General features: G+C 40.8%; 17 protein-coding genes. 3 read left to right on the top strand and 14 right to left on the bottom strand.

The window, feature by feature from the left end; all coding sequences use genetic code 11:
- Positions 1 to 10: 10 nt before the first annotated feature.
- Complete coding sequence (locus tag ABJF57_RS07850) at positions 11 to 1,282, bottom strand: alginate export family protein (protein WP_462234020.1); 1,272 nt, start codon at positions 1,280 to 1,282, stop codon at positions 11 to 13.
- Between the two features lie 225 nt (positions 1,283 to 1,507).
- Between ABJF57_RS07850 and ABJF57_RS07845 the strand changes: the two genes are divergently transcribed.
- Positions 1,508 to 3,685, top strand: coding sequence for a methyl-accepting chemotaxis protein (locus ABJF57_RS07845; RefSeq protein ID WP_462234018.1), 2,178 nt, complete (start codon positions 1,508 to 1,510; stop codon positions 3,683 to 3,685).
- A gap of 7 nt (positions 3,686 to 3,692) precedes the next feature.
- On the opposite strand, the gene ABJF57_RS07840 is transcribed toward ABJF57_RS07845, so the two are convergent.
- The 12 genes from ABJF57_RS07840 to apaG form a co-directional block, all read right to left on the bottom strand.
- A complete protein-coding gene (locus ABJF57_RS07840; protein WP_462234016.1) occupies positions 3,693 to 4,352 on the bottom strand; it encodes a DUF6048 family protein in 660 nt (219 codons plus the stop codon).
- On the bottom strand, positions 4,321 to 4,926 hold the full coding sequence (locus tag ABJF57_RS07835) for a hypothetical protein (RefSeq protein ID WP_462234014.1): 606 nt from the start codon (positions 4,924 to 4,926) through the stop codon (positions 4,321 to 4,323). The genes ABJF57_RS07840 and ABJF57_RS07835 overlap by 32 nt, the downstream gene beginning before the upstream one ends.
- A gap of 10 nt (positions 4,927 to 4,936) precedes the next feature.
- A complete protein-coding gene (gene priA, locus ABJF57_RS07830; RefSeq protein ID WP_462234012.1) occupies positions 4,937 to 7,411 on the bottom strand; it encodes a replication restart helicase PriA in 2,475 nt (824 codons plus the stop codon).
- A 25-nt stretch (positions 7,412 to 7,436) separates the two neighbouring features.
- Positions 7,437 to 9,512: a thioredoxin domain-containing protein gene (locus ABJF57_RS07825; protein WP_462236607.1), complete on the bottom strand. Its 2,076-nt coding sequence runs from the start codon at positions 9,510 to 9,512 to the stop codon at positions 7,437 to 7,439.
- A complete protein-coding gene (locus ABJF57_RS07820; RefSeq protein ID WP_462234008.1) occupies positions 9,509 to 10,462 on the bottom strand; it encodes a GSCFA domain-containing protein in 954 nt (317 codons plus the stop codon). The genes ABJF57_RS07825 and ABJF57_RS07820 overlap by 4 nt, the downstream gene beginning before the upstream one ends.
- A gap of 87 nt (positions 10,463 to 10,549) precedes the next feature.
- Positions 10,550 to 10,993 (bottom strand): 50S ribosomal protein L9, encoded by a 444-nt coding sequence (gene rplI, locus ABJF57_RS07815; protein ID WP_462234006.1) that lies wholly within the window; start codon positions 10,991 to 10,993, stop codon positions 10,550 to 10,552.
- Positions 10,994 to 11,001: 8 nt separating this feature from the next.
- Positions 11,002 to 11,253 carry a 30S ribosomal protein S18 gene (rpsR, locus tag ABJF57_RS07810; protein ID WP_348277622.1) on the bottom strand — a complete coding sequence of 84 codons (252 nt, stop codon included), beginning with the start codon at positions 11,251 to 11,253 and terminating at the stop codon, positions 11,002 to 11,004.
- Complete coding sequence (gene rpsF / locus ABJF57_RS07805) at positions 11,250 to 11,615, bottom strand: 30S ribosomal protein S6 (RefSeq protein WP_462234004.1); 366 nt, start codon at positions 11,613 to 11,615, stop codon at positions 11,250 to 11,252. The genes rpsR and rpsF overlap by 4 nt, the downstream gene beginning before the upstream one ends.
- Before the next feature lie 67 nt (positions 11,616 to 11,682).
- Entirely contained in the window at positions 11,683 to 12,903 is a 1,221-nt protein-coding gene (locus ABJF57_RS07800) for a hypothetical protein (RefSeq protein ID WP_462234002.1), read from the bottom strand.
- 233 nt (positions 12,904 to 13,136) lie between these two features.
- Entirely contained in the window at positions 13,137 to 14,069 is a 933-nt protein-coding gene (locus ABJF57_RS07795) for a chromosome segregation protein SMC (RefSeq protein ID WP_462234000.1), read from the bottom strand.
- A 42-nt stretch (positions 14,070 to 14,111) separates the two neighbouring features.
- Complete coding sequence (locus ABJF57_RS07790; RefSeq protein ID WP_462233998.1) at positions 14,112 to 14,885, bottom strand: O-methyltransferase; 774 nt, start codon at positions 14,883 to 14,885, stop codon at positions 14,112 to 14,114.
- A 4-nt stretch (positions 14,886 to 14,889) separates the two neighbouring features.
- Positions 14,890 to 15,276, bottom strand: a complete 387-nt coding sequence (apaG, locus tag ABJF57_RS07785) for a Co2+/Mg2+ efflux protein ApaG (RefSeq protein WP_462234857.1) — start codon at positions 15,274 to 15,276, stop codon at positions 14,890 to 14,892.
- A gap of 66 nt (positions 15,277 to 15,342) precedes the next feature.
- Between apaG and ung the strand changes: the two genes are divergently transcribed.
- The gene (gene ung / locus ABJF57_RS07780; RefSeq protein ID WP_462233996.1) at positions 15,343 to 16,005 is read left to right on the top strand and encodes a uracil-DNA glycosylase; all 663 of its coding nucleotides are present in this window, start codon (positions 15,343 to 15,345) and stop codon (positions 16,003 to 16,005) included.
- 56 nt (positions 16,006 to 16,061) lie between these two features.
- Entirely contained in the window at positions 16,062 to 17,549 is a 1,488-nt protein-coding gene (locus tag ABJF57_RS07775) for a S41 family peptidase (protein WP_462233995.1), read from the top strand.
- 140 nt (positions 17,550 to 17,689) lie between these two features.
- Here ABJF57_RS07775 and lepB read toward each other — a convergent pair whose 3' ends face one another.
- A complete protein-coding gene (gene lepB / locus ABJF57_RS07770; protein ID WP_462233993.1) occupies positions 17,690 to 19,144 on the bottom strand; it encodes a signal peptidase I in 1,455 nt (484 codons plus the stop codon).
- Between the last annotated feature and the right edge of the window lies 1 nt (position 19,145).

The following is a 19,145-nucleotide window of genomic DNA, read 5'->3' as shown; positions in this document are numbered from 1 at the left end:
ACCTTTTTATTCATTTACTGAAAAAAGTAGGCGTATACGATAACTGCAAATAGGCAAAGTGCGCCATTTCACCTTCATCACCTCGCTGCTTAAGAATCCGCATGCTTTCTGTAGCAAAAAACTGCGTATATCCAAACCCGAGCCTTAGGTCATTATATGGACTATAATTAATAAACGCGTCTACTTCATATCCCAGATGTTTTTCACCAGTGATGGAGCTAGTGGTGGCATCAAAAATGCTTTCTCGAGTAGAGAAGGAATGAAGGTGTATTGCGGTATTCAATTTAGCGTTCACCGTGTGCTTGAATTTCACAAAATAATCTGCCAGCCCTCCAGGTACATTAAATCCCCCGGCATAAAACATGTCTTGAACACCAAAATATCTATGCCTTCGTGCGTAAAGAGGAATGAAAGAATTGGTTTCATTGAATGTTGGATCTTGCTGATTTTCAGCACTTGTTCCAGATAAAATATCAAATCCACCTGTAAAGCTGGTCTTTTGAGATAAGGGAACTTCGAGTTGTAAAGCAACCATGCTTGCTTCTACATTTTGGTCGGACTGATTCTTGCCACGCTGCAAATAGAAGCTTCCAGTTAGCTTTAAATCACCAAATTTCTGAACACCATATATTCCAATAGTCTTGAAGTGATTTATAGATGTATCTGCCAATTGCTGACCTAGATCCAGAAACAAAAATGAAAGCTCAGTATTCGTCAATTTCTTATTGAGCCAAATCATGCCCATATTCTTGTAATAATTACTTGTGGTATACAGGGTTTGAAAAAGTACCTGCTGATCGTTGTTAACACCACCGGCTAGGTGCACTTGAAAGCTGGAGTCAGCACTTTGCCATTGTAGCAATGCGGCATCATGCGTACGTGCTTGGAGTCGCCAGGTACTATTACTAAGAATTTTAAGATCGTCATATTCAAATTCCTGCCGACCCAGTTTAAGGCTTAAGCGATCCACCACATTGAATTTTAGCCAGGCTTGATAAAGGTTCACCGTAGAGGCAGTGGTGTTTAGATTGAACTGACCCCACGTTCGAATATCCTGAAATGAAAGAAAGGATTCAATCTTGTTTTTGTCTTTGAATGACGCGTTGAGTCGGGTACGCTGTGTGATAAGAAAAACACCTTTCTCATCAGGTTCGCTCAAGGTTTGGTATCCATCTCTAAATTCTGCCCTGGGTCGGAACTCCGCGCTCAGTTTAAATTGTGCTATTCCAACTTGCTGAATAAGCATCAGCTTGACAATGATTAATAATGCCTTTTTTATCATAAATGATGTTCAATCCAGAATTATACAGTAGAGCGACGAGTACTAGATGTTAGGTTTCACCTAAGAGGCAAAAATAATGAGTTCCAGATTACCACAGATTATTGATAGAGAATCCAACTACGTCTATGAATTTTATTCATTGTTCGTCTTTTACCAGACATATTTGCTCATTAAAACTATATTTAATCACCTTTTCAATCATCAACACCAAAACCGAACTTCTTAATGAACCTAAGAATTAAGATTGCGCTGTTCATTGGCGGATTATTACTGTCAACTGTGACTATTATAAGCACAGTTACTATTCTTAGCATTCAATCTAAGAGTGAGGAAGACATTGCTTCATTTGAGCGAGAGGAAATGTTGAAAGCAAGATTGAGGCTCGAAAACGTAGTAGATCTCGCTTATGATATTGTGGAAGATGCGCATAAGTCTGTAGATAACCGAGATGAATCTATGGCAGAAGCCCTCAGGGTACTTTCCCAAATTCGCTTCGATGGTACAGAGGGTTATTTCTGGATAACCGATACGCAGCTACCCTATCCAACCATGATTATGCATGCCGCAAAGCCTCAGAATCAGGGTAAAGTAATGAGCGATGAAAAGTATAATGTAGTAGAAGGGAAAGAAGGGAAGAATCTGTATCAGGAACGAGTGGAGCAATCGTTGGCAAACGATGCTGCTTTTGTAGAGTACTACATGGTGAAGCCGGATGAAGATATGGTGTATTCAAAGCTCTCATATTCAAGACTGTTTAAGGAATTAGGCTGGGTTATTTCTTCAGGAATCTACACCGACTCAATTGACACTGCTGTTCAGATGAAAAAAGATGAACTCTCAGATCAGCTTGCAGGCATTGTATATAAAGTGATTGGGATATCATTGATTCTACTCGTACTCGGGTTATGGATTGGTTTCTATTTCAGCAATCAAATTGTGGATGCTATTGTAGGCGTTAGGGACCGATTAATTTTGTTGTCTAAGGGGAGAAAAGTAGCGAAAATCGAAAGGGCAAGAAATGATGAGATAGGCGATATGACCACCTCGTTAAATCAGTTGGTAGAGAGTTCGGTAAGCTACACCAAATTTGCTATTGAGATAAGCAGAGGGAATCTTGCTGGAGACTTTGGAGATTTTGATGATGAAAATGTGCTAGGCAGTCAGCTTGAGCGGATGCGGATGAATCTCAGGCAGATCGTTTCGGAAACCAATGAAGCATTACACGAGGCAGGCGGTCAGGGCATTCTTAAGGCTCGCATTTCAACTGATGAGAAAAGAGGTGTTTGGCTGGAAATGGCCGAATCTGTGAATAAGCTTTTGGGCTCGGTATCAGAGCCTATTTTTGAAGTAAACAGGGTAGCAAATGCAATGGCTAAGGGGGATCTTTCACAAAGGATGGAAACCAGTAGCAAGGGCGATATAAAGCTGTTGACGGATAATTTGAATCTCGCACTGGATCAGTTGAATGTATTACTTTCTGATAGTGTATCAATAACGCGGAACGTGGAAATTTCAGCGTCTGAAATGTTGGTGACTGGTGAGGAAATGTCCAGAAGCACGGGAGAAATTGCTTCTGCGACAAGTCAGATGAGCAGTGGCGCACAATCGCAGGTACAAAAAGTAGATGAATCTTCTCAGTTGATCGAAGGAGTCTTGGGTACTTCCAATGAAATGAAGATAAAGGCTAAAGCCATCAATGATGCTGCAAAATTAGGATCAGAAAAAAGCCAGAAAGGTGGAGGGATGCTTAATGAGCTTAAGGTGAGTATTTCCGATATCTTAAAGTACACCACGAAGAGTAGCGAGTCAATCGAGGTGCTCAAGGGTAGATCCAATGAAATCAATCAAGTATTATCTGTGATTACCGAAATTGCTTCACAGACGAATTTGTTAGCATTAAATGCCGCGATTGAAGCAGCACAAGCCGGAGACGCAGGGAGGGGGTTTGCAGTAGTCGCTGAAGAAATAAGGAAGTTAGCTGAGGACTCTCGCAAGTCGGCCACAAGAATTGAGCAGCTGATCAAGGATGTTCAGAAAGACACCCTTGAAACATCCAAAGCCATGACTGAGATGAGTCAGCGTGTGCAAAGTGGAACGGCGGTCTCAAGTGCGGCTCTTGAAATATTCAATGAAATCACAGAATCCTCGAATAATACTTTGGTTCTTTCAGAGGAAATTGTCTCAGCAAGCGAAAATCAATTGACTAAAATTCAGGAAGTGGTCGTAATCATTGAAGGAGTAGTTGTCATTGCAGAGCAAACCGCCGCGGGGACTGAGGAAGTGGCCAGTTCAGCTGTTGAACTCGCCTCAGGAATGGAAAACTATAAAACGAAATCTACTAATTTGTCAGAAATTGCCTCTGGCCTTAAAGATGAGCTCTCAAAGTTTAATCTAAAGGAATAATCGAATGCTAAAAACTCACCTTCAAAAAGAAGTTCATGGCAGGTATGGTCTTATCGAATGAACGACCATACCCTGGTATAGCGTAAACATCCACATCTTCCTGTTTGTCATAATCTGCAAGTATTCGCAGGCGTAGATTCATGCCAATGCTAAACAATTCGGAGAGTTTTTTGTCAGTATACACGACCACTTCATACCAGGTAGCTTTTAGGTCTTCTCGTTCAATGTTTTGGATGAAATTGCCTTGTGATCCGCTTGGGCTTTCGATGAATATGCGACCATCTTCTGAGAATGAAGAAGACCCATATCGGGCAGTCAATCCAATTTTATTCTTTGGCGTTAACTGATTGTAATATCCAGTGCCAATTCGGAAATAAACCCCCTGACTTTCATAGGTTCCATTGGAATAGGCTCCCTCTGGACTGAGCGTTGCCTGTCCAACTTCCACAATCAATGGAAATTTTTCTTTGAAGAGTAATTCAAAACCACCCTCGTACTTTGTTTCCATTTCAGTTGGGATAGTAAGAAGCTTACCATAGTCCAGGTAAAAGGAAGGAATGACTCCTCTGCTATACAGGGCTGAGTCTTTTGCAGCATCCTTTGTTTGAGCTAAGCAGGCAGCAGAAAGGATCAGACTAAAAATAAAAAGTAAGCGTGGTTTCACCATCTACGCAGTTTTCTTCACAGTTAATTAACGAATCATAGGATGTGTTTACTACACGAATATTTTCAGCTCTGATGAGTACATTTCTTTCTTGATCTACTTCCTGATAATTATCATATGTCAGCTCAATGGTTTCTGTTACCCCGGCGATGGTTACTTCGTATTGCGTGAAGGCTCCATTATATGAAAGCGGAATAGTCCAAGCCGTAGCACTGTCTTCAAAGGTAAGTGAGCTATTGGCTCCCAAGAATGCTACTTGATCCACTTTGAGCAAACCACTATTCATAGTTGATTGTGTGCTGCTATATACAGCGTTGATGCTGTCCAGCTTAGACTTAACCTCATTCAGACTATCAATTTTTTCTACTTCGCTGGGATCTAATGCAGCGATTGTCGAATTGATCGTTTCGATATCCAGAGAATTGATCGTAGAAAGGGCTTCAAGTTCAGCAATGCTATCTTGATTGATGAATACAAAAGAGACTGTAGGCTCGAACGAAATAGCGTCACAGTCATCGCACGGATCACAAGATCCAATCCAAAAAAATATTATTAAAATAATGAAGACGTTTTTCACTCTTGTGTTTCTATACAGGGTCAATGTCAAATACCACGCCAACTCCTTTAAATGCTGGCATCTGTTTCATCATTTGCTCAACAGATCGAAGGTATTCTTTTACAGCCAGCAAGTTAATGCCTTGTTTTTCAATTTTCAATGTGATTTCATGGAGGTACATGTTTCTGATTTTCCCAATCAATGGTTCTACAGGTCCAATCATCCGTTGATTGCCGAGGTTTTTGCGAATGTCCAGGGCGAAGAAATTTGCTGCTTGAAATGAAACGGTTTTTTCTCTATGCTTAAATGTAATGTTTATTAAGCGTGTAAACGGAGGGTAGTGGAAGTGTTCGCGTTCCAAGATTTCCCATTGAAAGAATGCTTGATAATTATCATTTCTAACCCGCTGCAATAGCTCTTGATCTGGATCGTTGGTTTGCACAATCACCTTACCATTTTTGGACTTTCTCCCTGCTCTTCCGCTCACTTGGGTGATTAAGTGATAAGCTCGTTCGTGGGATCGAAAGTCTGGAAAGTGAATCATCCGATCAGTGTCAAAAATTCCGACAAGGTTTACTCCGTCAAAATCAAGCCCTTTGCTGACCATTTGGGTTCCCACCAAAATATCGATCTCACCATCTTCGAATGCTTCTATGATTCGCTGATATCCATACTTGCTTCGGGTCGTGTCTAAATCCATGCGTTGCACGATGGCTTGTGGAAAAAGTATTTTCAATTCCTCTTCAAGTTCTTCAGTGCCAAAGCCCACATTTCTCAATTCCTTGCTGCCACACTTAAGGCAGTCACTGTACATGCTTTGATTGTAGCCGCAATAGTGACAGACCAGCTTATTGTTATACTGATGATAGGTGAGGCTTACCGCACAGTTTGAGCATTTCGGGATGGTGCTGCAATTTTCGCAGTTGATATAGGATGCATAACCTCTTCGATTCTGAAAGAGGATAACCTGTTCTTTCTTATCTAAAGATTCTTGAATTGCTTCTACCAAAACCGAAGTGAAATTGCCTTTGAGTTTACGTTGTTTTCTTTCGCGACTGACATTGGCAAACTCCATTTTGGGATTGTATGCATCTCCGTACCGAGAGGTAAGCTCAACCAATCCATACTTTCCATCAAGTGCATTCTGATAGGTCTCTAGCGATGGGGTAGCGGTTCCGAGCAATACATTGGCATTATGAATAGTAGAAAGATAGATAGCGGAATCTCGCGCATGGTATCGCGGAGCTGGCTCAAATTGCTTGTAGGAAGGTTCATGTTCCTCATCTACCACAATTAAGCCCAGATCTGAGAAAGGAAGGAACACGGCACTTCTAACGCCGACTACAAACTGATATTCTTTTCTCAGCACTTTCTGCCAAACCTCAACACGCTCATTGTCTGAATATCTGGAGTGATAGACGCCAAATGAGTCGCCGAAAATCCGATGTAAGCGAGCGATGATCTGTGTTGTTAGCGCAATTTCAGGTAAGAGGTACAGCACTTGTTTGCCCTGATCTATCTGTTCTTTTATTAGTTCAATGAAGATCTCGGTTTTTCCACTCCCTGTAATCCCATGAAGTAAAACAGTGCTGTGGGAGTCAAAGGAAGAGGCGATGAGTCTTCGGCAATGTTCTTGTTCTTGACTGAGTTTGATAGCTTTGAAAGCATCGGACTTGTGGGTTGGTAGCCTTGATACTGTCTCTTCCCACTCAACTAAGATTTCATTCTTAATCAATGTTTTGACAGATGAAGGGCTTACTTCTTCCGTAAGCAATTGCGTTTTCAGGATACCAGAGGTGTTTAGTTCTGCTTCATCCAATACAGGGACATTACGCAGATAGGCTAGAAGTACATCCTGTTGTTTATTCTTGGATTCTAGCTCATTGATCAAACCTTCCAGCATACCATCCTCAAGGTATGAATCAGCTATTCGGATTCGCTTCACTTTTTTTGGCTGGTACTTATCCTTCACTTTTTCGAAAAGGTCAATCAGACCATTTTCCGAAAGCTTTTTCAAAATCCTTTGTGGTTGCTTCAGTCCAAGTACTTCGCTCACATCTTTCATCGTGAGATCATTGCCCTTCAAAGCTCTGAGGAGGTTCCACTCACGGTCATCCACCTCTGCGTTTTCAGGATCTATTTCCGGGTTTATTCCTACAAAAGATTCACTCGATAGCTTAAGAGCAGCGGGGAGAGCCGCATTCATTACTTCACCGAGCGTAGATAGGTAATACCGAGACATCCACTGAAAGAACGCTAGCTGCTTTTCATTGACTAAGGGTAACTCATCCAGTACGTCCAAAAGCTCTTTCGGCTGATATCCAGACACTGATTCATTGTGTGTTTTGAGAACAATGCCCGTATATATTTTCTTTTTGCCAAAAGACACTACCACACGAGAGCCAGGAGATATAATAGGCTTGTATTGTGTTGGGATAGCATATGTGTACGTCCCTGCCAGAGGCAACGGAAGGATGATTTCGCAATATGGATTTTGACTACTCAATGCTATTTGAAGCTACTGGTTCATTTCAATTGCTTCTAATTTGAGCAAGCGCTTCTTTTACTGTTGTTACGGGTCGCTTACAGGACTTATTGTAGCAAATGTAGATGGTGGTTTTACCACCCATAGCACTCTTGAGTTCGAATGGAACCTCGCTAGTTTCCTGAAGAGTACCGGATATGATCTTGTTAGGAATGAACTCCTTATTTAATTCATTTACAAATTCGTTTGCCTGTGGACCAACAACGATCACCTCAGCAAAAGTACCTGACAGCTCCATTGCAAGCATTCCCCAATTACTCATGTATTCAGGTTCTGTGATAATGAGCTCCCTCGTTTGTGCAAGAACCGAATGACCTTTTTTGATCATCTCGTCATCATACAAATGGGTGCCAAGGTGAACGAGATTCCAGGCCATTAAAGAGTTGGATGAAGGAATTACATTGTCGAACAGCTCTTTTTTTCTAGCGATAAGGTTGGCATTTTCAGCACTGTTGAAGAAATATAAATTTTCACTTTCATCATAGAATGCTTCTTCTACTCTCGATGTAAGTGTCTTGGCCAGGTTCAGGTATGAGCGGTCAAGTGTTGTCTCATAATACTTAATAAAGCCTTGTATAATAGCTGCATAGTCTTCCATGAATCCTTCCAGGTCTTTGTCAGGAAAACGATACAACTTGCCCTCTTCGATTAGACTTTTGCTGAACTGCGCATTTGTATGGGCAAGGTCTAATATGGAAGAATCTTGCAGGGCTTGATATGATTCTACCAAGCCTGACAAAGCCAAACCATTCCAACCTGCAATGATTTTATTATCCAAACCCGGACGAATTCTCTTGGCTCTTTCTTTTAGCGCTTCTTTTTTGAAGGCCTGTATTTTTGCATTGAATTCTGCCGGAGTTAATTCATACTTACTCGCAAGCTCAGCTTCATTGACCACTACCCTTAGCGCGTTCTTACCTTCCCAATTCCCATTCGGTTTTATATCGTAGTACTCAGTGATCAGTTCAGCATTCTCTTTTTCCAATTGGACGATTTCTTCGTAAGACCAAACATAAAACTTACCTTCTTCTCCTTCACTGTCAGCATCAAGCGCAGAGTAAAACCCACCTGACTGGTCAAGCATTTCTCGTTTAAGCCATTCAATAGTCTCAAGGATGGTTGTTGCAAATTTTTGATTGCCTGTTAGTTTAAATCCGTTGGCATATAAGCTCAGTAGTTGGCCGTTATCATACAGCATCTTTTCGAAGTGAGGAACATGCCACTCTTCATCGGTACTGTATCTGGCAAAGCCTCCGCCAACGTGATCGTATATTCCACCATCAGCAATCTTTTCCAATGTGAAGGCTAAGTGTTCTTTGGCTTCTTTTGATTCGGTCAATTGTGCATATGTAGCTAGGTATTGCCATACAGATGGCATAGGGAATTTTGGTGATTTCTTGATGCCCCCATCAATAGAGTCAAATTTCTTCCTAAGATTTTCGTACGTCACATTTACCTCTTCAGAAGTCAGTTTGTAAGCCGTTCCATCAAGTTTGTACTTTTCAGATTCCTTGGCTTGAAGGTTTAAGGTGAACGCTTCTGCAGATTCATTGATCTTCGCACGATTATTTTTAAATGCCTCGGCTACACTATTCAGTAGATTAACCCAACCCTGTTTTGGAAAATAGGTGCCTCCATAGAATGGTTTTTGATCTGGCGTTAGAAAGACATTCAATGGCCAACCACCTTGAAGCCCCATGGCCTGTACTGCATCCATGTATACTTGATCTACGTCCGGTCGTTCTTCACGATCGACTTTGATATTTATGAAGTACTTGTTCATGACCTGCGCAACGGCTGTGTCTTCAAAGGACTCTTTTTCCATTACATGACACCAATGACAGCTGGAGTATCCGATGCTTACTAGAATTGGTTTGTCCTCTTTCTTTGCCAGCGCCAACACCTCCGGACTCCATTCCTGCCAGTTAACAGGATTGTGCGCATGCTGCTGTAAGTAGGGACTAGATGAATTAATTAGCGCGTTGGTGTATTCATGCATCTCATTTCGGCTTTTAGATTGGCAGGCAATTAGTAGTACAAATAGCAAAGGAATTAATCTCACAGTATTTGATTTTTCAATAGTTCTATTTCAACAGTCACATCTACTTTTTCATTCATTTTTTCCAGCTTCCTGAGCGTAGCTTTTAGAAATTGCTGATGGGCATCAGATTCGGGTTGAAAAGGCTTGTGTTGTAGCGCAGTTTTAATCTTTTGCCAATCCGATAGAAAAGCGATTGTTTCATTTTTGAAATACGTGTCAACGAACTTTTGCCAGATATAGTGGATTGCTTTTCTGGATGGATGAACCATGTCTTCAGAAAAAAATCGGTAATCCCTCAGTTCATCGATGAGTATTTCGTATGAAGGAAAATAGTCAACGTTTTCATACTGATCTACCAATAAGCGAACAGCATCAATTAGAATAGCCTTGCTTTGATTGTTTTCTACAAGCCCGTCTCTGATATGGCGTACTGGGCTGATGGTGAAAAGAACACGTATGTCCGTGACGGTTTTTGTGAGGTGGGAGTGGAGTTCTTTAAATTGATGGACGATTTCATCTTGCCTTAATAAACGTTTGTGAAACTTTGAAGCATCTATCTTATGACAGTTTGCAACAATGCGTCCATCTGACAGCTCATAGACGTGAGCTGTTCCTAGTGTAATGATTAGCCACTTTGCATCTCTTATAAATTGTTGCGTTTCCTTAGTCTTATGCTTGAATAGCTCTTTTGTTCCCTGCTCTGTTAAACCTGATATAGCTCCGTGAGCATCCCAGTGGTAGTATACCCCTTGACTTTCAATGACATCTCCTGAGGAAGCTTGGTCACTGATGAGCTTAAAAATCGAATACGGATTATAGATTGTTCCAAAAGGATTGGAAAGGCAGTTGAATTTATTCTCAGCTAATAGAGAACCTATTTCGTCCGAAAAGCATGACCCCATCAGTAAGATCTTGTCATGCAATTCAATTTTTTTTGAAGATGCGGGGATGTTGAATTCGAGCTTAAACACAGGTAAAGTTAAGCGAATTGAAATGTCTGAAAACAAAAAAACCCTGAACCTTATGGCACAGGGTTTGTATTCTAATGAATTATTTGCTTATTCCGCGATCACCTTGATTTGAACAGGGTGATGCACTTCTTTGTGCAAATCAAGTAGGGCAGTATACTCGCCTACTTCTTTGATTTTTTGCTCAAATGAAATTCGCTTTCTGTCTACCTCATGGCCTTGAGCACCAAGTGCTTCTGCAACCTGGATCGGAGTAATCGCTCCAAATATTTTACCACTCTCACCAGCTTTGGTTTTGATTTCAATAACCAATTCACCGATATTCTTAGCTATCGTTTCAGCATCTTTCTTCGCTTTCTCAGCTTTATGAGCTGCTTGACGAATATTCTCACTGATCATCTTTTTGTTAGAATCACTAGCAATGATCGCCATGCCTCTTGGAATCAGAAAGTTTCTGCCATATCCAGGCTTCACAGCAACTGTATCGTTTTTGTAGCCAAGACCTTGTATATCTTCTCTTAGTATTACTTCCATGTCAGTACTTATTTAAGGGAATCTCCAACATATGGCATTAGTGCCAGGTGTCTCGATCTTTTGATCGCTTGAGACACTTTTCTCTGGTACTTTAAGCTCGTACCTGTGAGTCTCCGAGGAAGGATCTTACCTTGCTCGTTTACAAACTTTAGCAAGAAATCAGGATCTTTATAGTCGATGTACTTGATACCGTTCTTTTTGAATCGGCAGTACTTATCCTTCTTCTGCTCTCTGTTTATTGGTTCGTTCTGTAATGTCATTTGGCAGCCTCCTTCTTAGTTTCTTTCTTCTTGTTGAATGCGCCTTTCGCTCTACGCTCGTTGTATACAACTGCGTGTTTGTCAAGTGTAGTGGTGAGAAATCTCATCACTGCTTCGTCTCTCCTGTATTCTGTCTCTAGCTTAGCAATAAGTTCAGGCTCTGATCGGAATTCAAACAGCTGATAAAACCCGGTGGTTTTATGCTGAATAGGATAGGCAAGCTTGCGCAATCCCCAGTTCTCTTCGTTAACAAGCTTTGCGCCGTTATCGGTTAGAACCTTCTTGAATTTTCCGACAGTATCCTTCATCTGAGCTTCAGACAAAACGGGAGTCAAAATGAATACCGTCTCGTAATTCTTCATAATTGTAAATAAATTAAGAACTATTGTTTAAAAATGAGCTGCAAAAATAAGTAAAAAAGAATTGAAATTAGAAAAATACTGAAAGACTAATTCTACTTTCACGAATGGAGGTGCTACCTATTGATTGAGCCCCAACCATTGGGTTATTTACCGTGGTAAAGATTGCAGTGTTTTTAATCAACGCCAATTCGTATTGGACAGCTAGTCTAAAGGTCTTAACAGGGATTTCGTATCCTGCCAAAACCTCAAAATTTCCCCAATTGCCTATTTCAATAGGTCTTATTGTGCTGCTGAGCGTTTCTCCGCTAATCACCTGAACTAATTCCCTAGTGGATTCCCAATCATATGCGAAGTTGAGACGATAGCCAAAGTTGACGTGGAACTTTCCAAGTTTTGTGTCAAACACAGGCCCAATAGAAAACGGGATAGATATTCTCTTGATGTTCATCTTGAAAATTGATTTCACAGATTCCTCAGCAGGAAATCTTGGTTCAAGATCTACCTCATAACCTTTTAGATTGGAAGAGAATTGGATACCTGAAATGATTGAGTATCGAATAACTTGATTGCTATTCATTATGTACCGCGCCGTAAGACCAATCATAGGAGTAACACTTTCAAAAGTGGTGTTTCGGTAGCTAGAAGGTACTTCACTGGAATTTTTAAAAGTAACGTTGAAAAAAGAGACAGCGGTGTATGTTCCCCAAAGGAATTCATTTTTTGCAATTTCTCTAACGTATTTAATTCTTTGATTTTTGCAATTATTATAGGTAACTGCATAGGAAATCATTCCCTTGTCTGACAAGGTGTAATCCTTTTGTCCTGTTTTACAATCTGAGGAGAGGGCTGTTAGTTTTCCCTTCCATCTTTGATCTTTGTACATGAAGTCTTTTCCATCTTTTTTAAGGAATTTTTCCTTTTCATCAATTAATGCATACTCGCTGTTCTTAATGATGTGGTATGTTTTATTCGCAGCAGCTGATAAGAGTGTCATCTCTCCATCTACCAATACCAAAGCAAAGCTGCTATCGGCTTGTATGGGCCTGAAATGCGTGTTATCAAATCCATACCCTAATGTATTCAACGGATCTAAGTTTTTTTCTTTTCCACCAACATTTACGCTTATTTTCTGAAAGGACTTGCTAGTTATTTTTGCTTCTAGGTAGCATTGAACGGTGTCTTGGTTTAAGTCAACAAAGTATCCATTATTGGGATGGTTCTGGCTCCTTGCGGTTGATAGATTGAACAGAAGGAATGCAGAAAGTGCTAAATGCTTTAAGCGAATCATTTTAGTAGACGGTTTTTATATAAATAAGCGCCAAAGTAATGCGCCACAAAATCGATTGGAAACTTTTTTAAAGCTAGCTTTCAAAAGCTGAATGACCTTAGAAAATTCATCATTTCGTAAAAGCTTATTCAGCAGCTAGTATATGATTCTTGTAGACCCTGAAATAAATTCAGGGTGAAATTTAAGGCAGGAGGTTCTAGACAGCTTGACGCTAACAACTTGAAGCTTGCTACTTACTTTACCATGAACGAACCTTTACCCATCAGGTAATCATCCGTGTATACTTCTACTTTGTGCTGGCCAATCGCATAGTCGCTCCCTTTGATGTAGAGGAAGGTGACTAGTTGATTATTGCGATCATAGAGGATTTCCTGCTTTGCAGTATAAAACATCTCACGATTTTCAAAAGTGAATGACCCAGATCCTTTGGTTACATCAAACAATACATTTCCGTCTGGGGCAATTACACGAAGCAACAAGTCTTTCCCTTCGATGGGAGCAATCTCGTTCTCAACTACTGTGAATTGAATTTTTAGCTGCTCAATGTGTCTGTTTCTGTATTCTCCGCCATCGCGTTCTTTACCATTGTCGTTTATTGCATTCACTTGCATACCCTCTATCTGAAGCCTGGATGCATAAGCCACCTTGCTGGCCAGTTCCTTTTTGTTTTCTTCAAGCTCCTGCACCGCTTGGTTTAGCTGATCTTTCTCTACTTTAAGTGTAGTGTTCTCCTCAGAAAGCTGTTCATTCAAAACTTTCAGCTGTTCTATCTCCTCATCCTTCAAGACCAATAGTTCTTTATATCCGGCTACTCGATTGTTTAGCTTGGTAATTCTACCCCGCTGGTACTGAGCATCCACGAGGAGTTGTTTTTTGTCTGCCTCGAGTTGTGCCTTGATGGATTCGAGTGTGTCTACCTCACCTCCAAGTTCTTTGATGGTCTGTATGCGGAGGTCCAGTTCATCTCCAATGGAATCAAGCCTGGACTGTGTCAGTAAAATCTCCTGGAACTGTCTTTCCTTTTCATCTTCCAGCTGCTGATTTTGGTAGTAGAAAAAAACTACCGCAGCTAAAAGTAGAAAAGTTACAATGATGAAAACGGGAGTCCTATTTTTCTTTGGCTCCATATAGGCTGGTTGATTTTCTGGTGTTTTTTTCTCGTCCATGTGTTTGAATTGTGATCGCAAAAGTAGAAAAATGGTCAATCATTAAAAACGCAACGTAAAATGTTGCTTGGGCATATCTATGTGTGGAAAAATAAGTCCGGCCTGAAAGAGGTCAACGGTCAAAGCAAAACGCTCATCCTGGACAAGTTCATCCCATCCTTTTTGCATGTCCTCCGACCAATAGATGTCATGAATAATGATGCATTTAATCCCAGGGCAGTGCTTCATTAAATGATTGACGCAGAATTTCACATGCACTGAACGGTGATCTGCATCAATGAAGCAAAATTCAGGTTTTTCCTTGACGATCAAAGCTTCAAATTTATCTTGAATTGTGCCTTCTGTGATAGCTATTTTATGCTGAAGTAGTTTTGCGAACTGTTTCTTGGCGATTGAGGCGATAATGGGAGAGGCCTCAATGGTACATAGTTTTTTCACTAATTGCGGTCCAGCCATGTATAGGCTGTTGATGCCGAGAGAAGTGCCCGTTTCCAGCACTTTTGTTACTTTAAGGTGATCGATTAAGAGGTAGATGAAAGCTGAAAATTTTGGCGTACTCAAGGAAGTTTGAGCTAGAGAACTTACGGTTTTTCGATAATTCCTTTTTTCTTTCAGATCGTATAAATCGATGATCTGATGATCCTTTTTGAGTTCATTTCTGAGCTTTTCTACATTTTCCAAACGGAATGTTGAAGCAGGTTTGATTACTTGATTAAATAACTCGAATAAAAATGGCGAATGGAGTGCATGTGGTCCCACTGCTCTGAATCTATATTTCAGATAATGTCTCAATCTGAACAAAAAAAGCCTGATCAAGTGATTAGTTTAATTTGAATGGAACTACCATCAAAAATTCTGGAATTTCCACATTGAATAAACGTCCATCAAGTATTCGTTCCATGATATAGTAGCCGCTCATTTTGCCAATGCCTGATTTTAAATTGCAACCTGATACGTATTGATGTATTTCGCCAGGCTCTAAAACCGGCTGCTTGCCCACCACTCCATCGCCATCAACTTCATGTTTGGGATGTGCTGCATCAAGTATATCCCAATGACGAGCTTTGAGCTGAACCGTATTGCTTGAATTATTTTCTATTGTAATCCGGTAAGTAAACACAAAGTGCTCATGAGCCGGTTGCGAATGCTCCGGCTGATAGTCAGTTTCAACTGAAACTTTAATGCCATTGGTTACTCCAGTAATCATATTCTTGGCAGACAATTTAATAGAATTTCAATTTAATTTACCAACATCAGGATCAACTAATTTAAAATGGCTGTGAAAATAGAGGCTAGCTGGAAGAAACAGCTGGATGATGAATTTGAAAAAACGTATTTCAAGGAGCTTGTGACTTTTGTAAAAGAGGCGTATGAGCAAAAACAAGTCTATCCTCCAGGATCTTTGATTTTTAGTGCATTTGATCATTGTTCTTTTGATGAGGTGAAAGTGGTGATTGTAGGGCAAGACCCTTATCACGGTTCTGGACAGGCAAATGGCCTGTGTTTTTCTGTAGCGGAAGGTGTCCGTCATCCACCTTCATTGCAAAACATATTCAAAGAAATTGAAAGTGACTTGGGGCAGCCAATACCTGAATCCGGCAATCTCGGAAGATGGGCCGATCAGGGAGTATTGCTTCTCAATGCTACACTGACAGTAGAGGCAGCTAAGGCTGGTTCTCATCAAAATAGAGGCTGGGAAACATTCACTGATGCGGTTCTTCGCGTTGTTTCTGAGGGCAAGGAAAACATTGTTTTCCTTCTATGGGGAGCGTATGCTCAAAAAAAAGGAAGCTTCTTGGATGATGAAAAACACTTAGTACTTAAGTCGCCACATCCATCACCTTTTTCGGCACATTCAGGATTTTTTGGCAACAAGCACTTCTCAAAAACCAACCAATACCTTACTTCTAAGGGTCTTACACCCATAAATTGGTAATTTTACGTTTATTTTAATGGACAATCTTCAGTGGATTGTTTTATGAGTGAGAATATATGAAGTTGATTAAAAATATGTGGGTGTGGATGATGCTTTTGATAAGTATCGCTGTAGCGTGTAATAAGGATGATGGAATCAATGTTCCTCTACAAAACGAGGCAAATGAATTCGTTTGGAGGGCGATGAATATTTACTATTACTGGGTGTCTGAAGTGGAAGATTTGTCTACGGATAAATACCCAACCTACGATGCATTGTACACATTTCTCAATGAATATGCTGAACCGGAAGATCTTTTTGAGCGCTTACTTTTTGAGGGTGATCGGTTTTCTTGGATTGTCGATGATTACGAAGCGCTGGAACAATCTTTTCAAGGAGTTTCCAAGTCTTTTGGTTTTAAATTGGGATTGATACGAATAGCGGAGGGAAGCGATGATCTAATGGGTTATGTACGATACGTTGTGCCAGGAAGCCCTGCAGAGGTAGCAGGATTAAAGAGAGGGGATCTTTTCACGAAAGCTGATGGACAACAGCTTACACTGAATAACTATATTTCCCTCTTGAATGAAAGTGAACAAGTTACGCTCGCCTTATCTCAAATTCTGGACAATGAGATCTCCACCACAGGTGTAGAAATATCTTTGGTTGCAGTTGAACTAACTGAGAATCCCATTCTCTTTTCAGACATTCTGGAAGTTGACGGAGTTCGGGTTGGATACTTGGTTTACAATCAGTTTGTAAACAACGGAGTTTATCACAATGAAATGAATAGTATCTTCGGAAGATTCAAAACCGAGGGAATTAACGATTTGGTCTTGGATCTCAGATACAATAGGGGAGGATCAGTGGACACTTCCGTGATTTTGGCCTCCCTGATCTACGGAAATGGCAGTGCAAGAACAGTTTTTACCGCAACGAAGTATAATGAACAACTTGAAGCTGCGTTGATTCGAGCAGGTTTAGATCCAAATGAATACTTCACTGATGATATTCCGAATACTTCGTCACAGCTTAATAGGTTAGATCTGGGACGGGTGTTTATTCTAACCTCAGGAAGTACTGCATCTGCTTCGGAACTTATCATCTCTGGCCTTGATCCATACATGGACATCACGCTTATTGGAACTGCAACTGTAGGGAAGAATTTAGGATCGACTACTCTATATGATTCCCCTAATTTCAGGAAAACTCCCGATAATAGTGGGGTGAATCACACCAAATCCAATTATGCGATTCAGCCCATCATTAGCAGGTTCACCAACATCAATGACATAGATTATAAAGATGGTTTTGAACCAAATATTCAAGTGAACGAGGTTGACTATGTGAATGAAGGCCTGAAGCCACTGGGTGATCCAGGCGAAGCTTTGCTGGCTGAAGCACTTGCGATAATAACGGGAACAGCCCGTGTTGCAAGACCGCCAGCCAGTAAAATGAAAGCGGTGCCGGATTACGATATTGATGCCGTCCAAAACAGTATTTTGATGGATGATCCCGAATTGGCGCTAGTCGTTGGAGATCAGTTGTATATGCGTAATCAATGAGTCACCATTTAGAGCATTTTTACAAATCTGATACTGAAAAAAAGGCACTCATTCCTGGGTGCCTTGCTATGTTTTTCTTTTTGGCCTTAGGTACAGGCTTTTTCATCGGCCTGTTCATGCTGGTCAGGTGGCTTTCCTGATTATTCTATTCCATCGAACAGCCTACTCCACCTGATTTTATTTAGGAAGCTACCGTTTGTATCAAATGACATCCAAATGAAAGATGCTTCCCCAACAATATTATCTTCAGGCACAAACCCCCAATAGCGAGAATCGTCCGAAGCATGCCTATTGTCTCCCATCATGAAATAGTAGTCTTTCTTAAACGTATATTCGGTTAGTTGTTCACCATTTACCGTTAGTTTATCTACATCAATCACTACAGAATCATGACCTTCATAGTTAGTGATGGTAGAGCCGTACATGGCGAGGGTTTCTTCATTGACCTCTATGGTCATGTCTCTAGCGGGCACTGTAAGTGGTCCGAAAAAATCTCTGTTCCACGGAAAATAAAGTGCGTTTGGAAAGATATTTCTTTCGGCTTCTCCTTCTGGAATTAATTGCAAGGTTACATTTTCAACAAAAGGGAGTTTTTCAAATTCATTTGCTCCTTCTGGTGGCATTTGAACAAAGTATCCATTGGGATGCCTGGAGACACTGTTGTATGGATTCACATTTAAATTTTCAAATACACGCTCTCGAATAGATTCATTCGTTCGCACAAAATACTGATGCTGCATCAATGGAGGATTTACGCTTGGCTCTCCATTCACATAAACTTGTGTGTCCTTTATTTCTATGGTTTCTCCGGCAATGGCTACACATCTTTTTATATAGTGCGTTTTCAGGTCCATTGGATGATAGTCACCATCCTTGCGCTGATTGTAGTTATCGTTCACAGGATAGTTAAAAACAACCACATCGTTCCTCTCCACTTTCCCAAGTGAAGGAAGTCTTAAACTTGGAAGCGAAACACCAGGGATGTATGACGGCACCTCTGTTCCCCAGATGGTCTGATGTGTCAACGGAATTTGCAACGGGGTTTGTGGTGTTCGTGGGCCGTATTCGGCTTTGCTTACAAATAGGAAGTCGCCAACTAAAAGTGACCTTTCCATGGATCCAGTGGGAATCACATAAGCTTCCATGAAAATCCATCGAACAAACGTTGCGCAGAAAACGGCAAAGACGATCGCTTCAAACCATTCCTTACCAAATGATTTCTTCGGTTTTGGAATTTCTGTAGCCTTATCGATATACTTAGTGTCTGACCAAGCAATGTAGTTCATGTAGAACGGAGCAAAGACCACCCCAAGAACTTGATCCAGATAAGTGTACTTACCAAAGGATTTCATTAAGTCAAGATGCATGGTAAGGCCAACAAAGAAATTGATGACCGGGACGAATAGTAGCGCCACCCACCACTTTGGTCGTCCCACAATTTCAAGGTGCACATAGTAATTCAAAATTGGAACAAAGCCTTTCCAACCTTCCTTTCCTGCTTTCTCGAAGAATTTATAGTAGGCAGTACCTTGAAGAACGTACCATAAAATCAGGGACGTGATTACAAAGATTGGATTAAAATCGTGAAAGTACATA

Origin of the sequence: Ekhidna sp., from assembly GCF_039940915.1 — a bacterium.
In the GTDB taxonomy this organism is placed as follows: domain Bacteria; phylum Bacteroidota; class Bacteroidia; order Cytophagales; family Cyclobacteriaceae; genus Ekhidna.
Note: the sequence above shows the minus strand (reverse complement) of the source record. Positions and strands in the feature narration are given on the sequence as shown.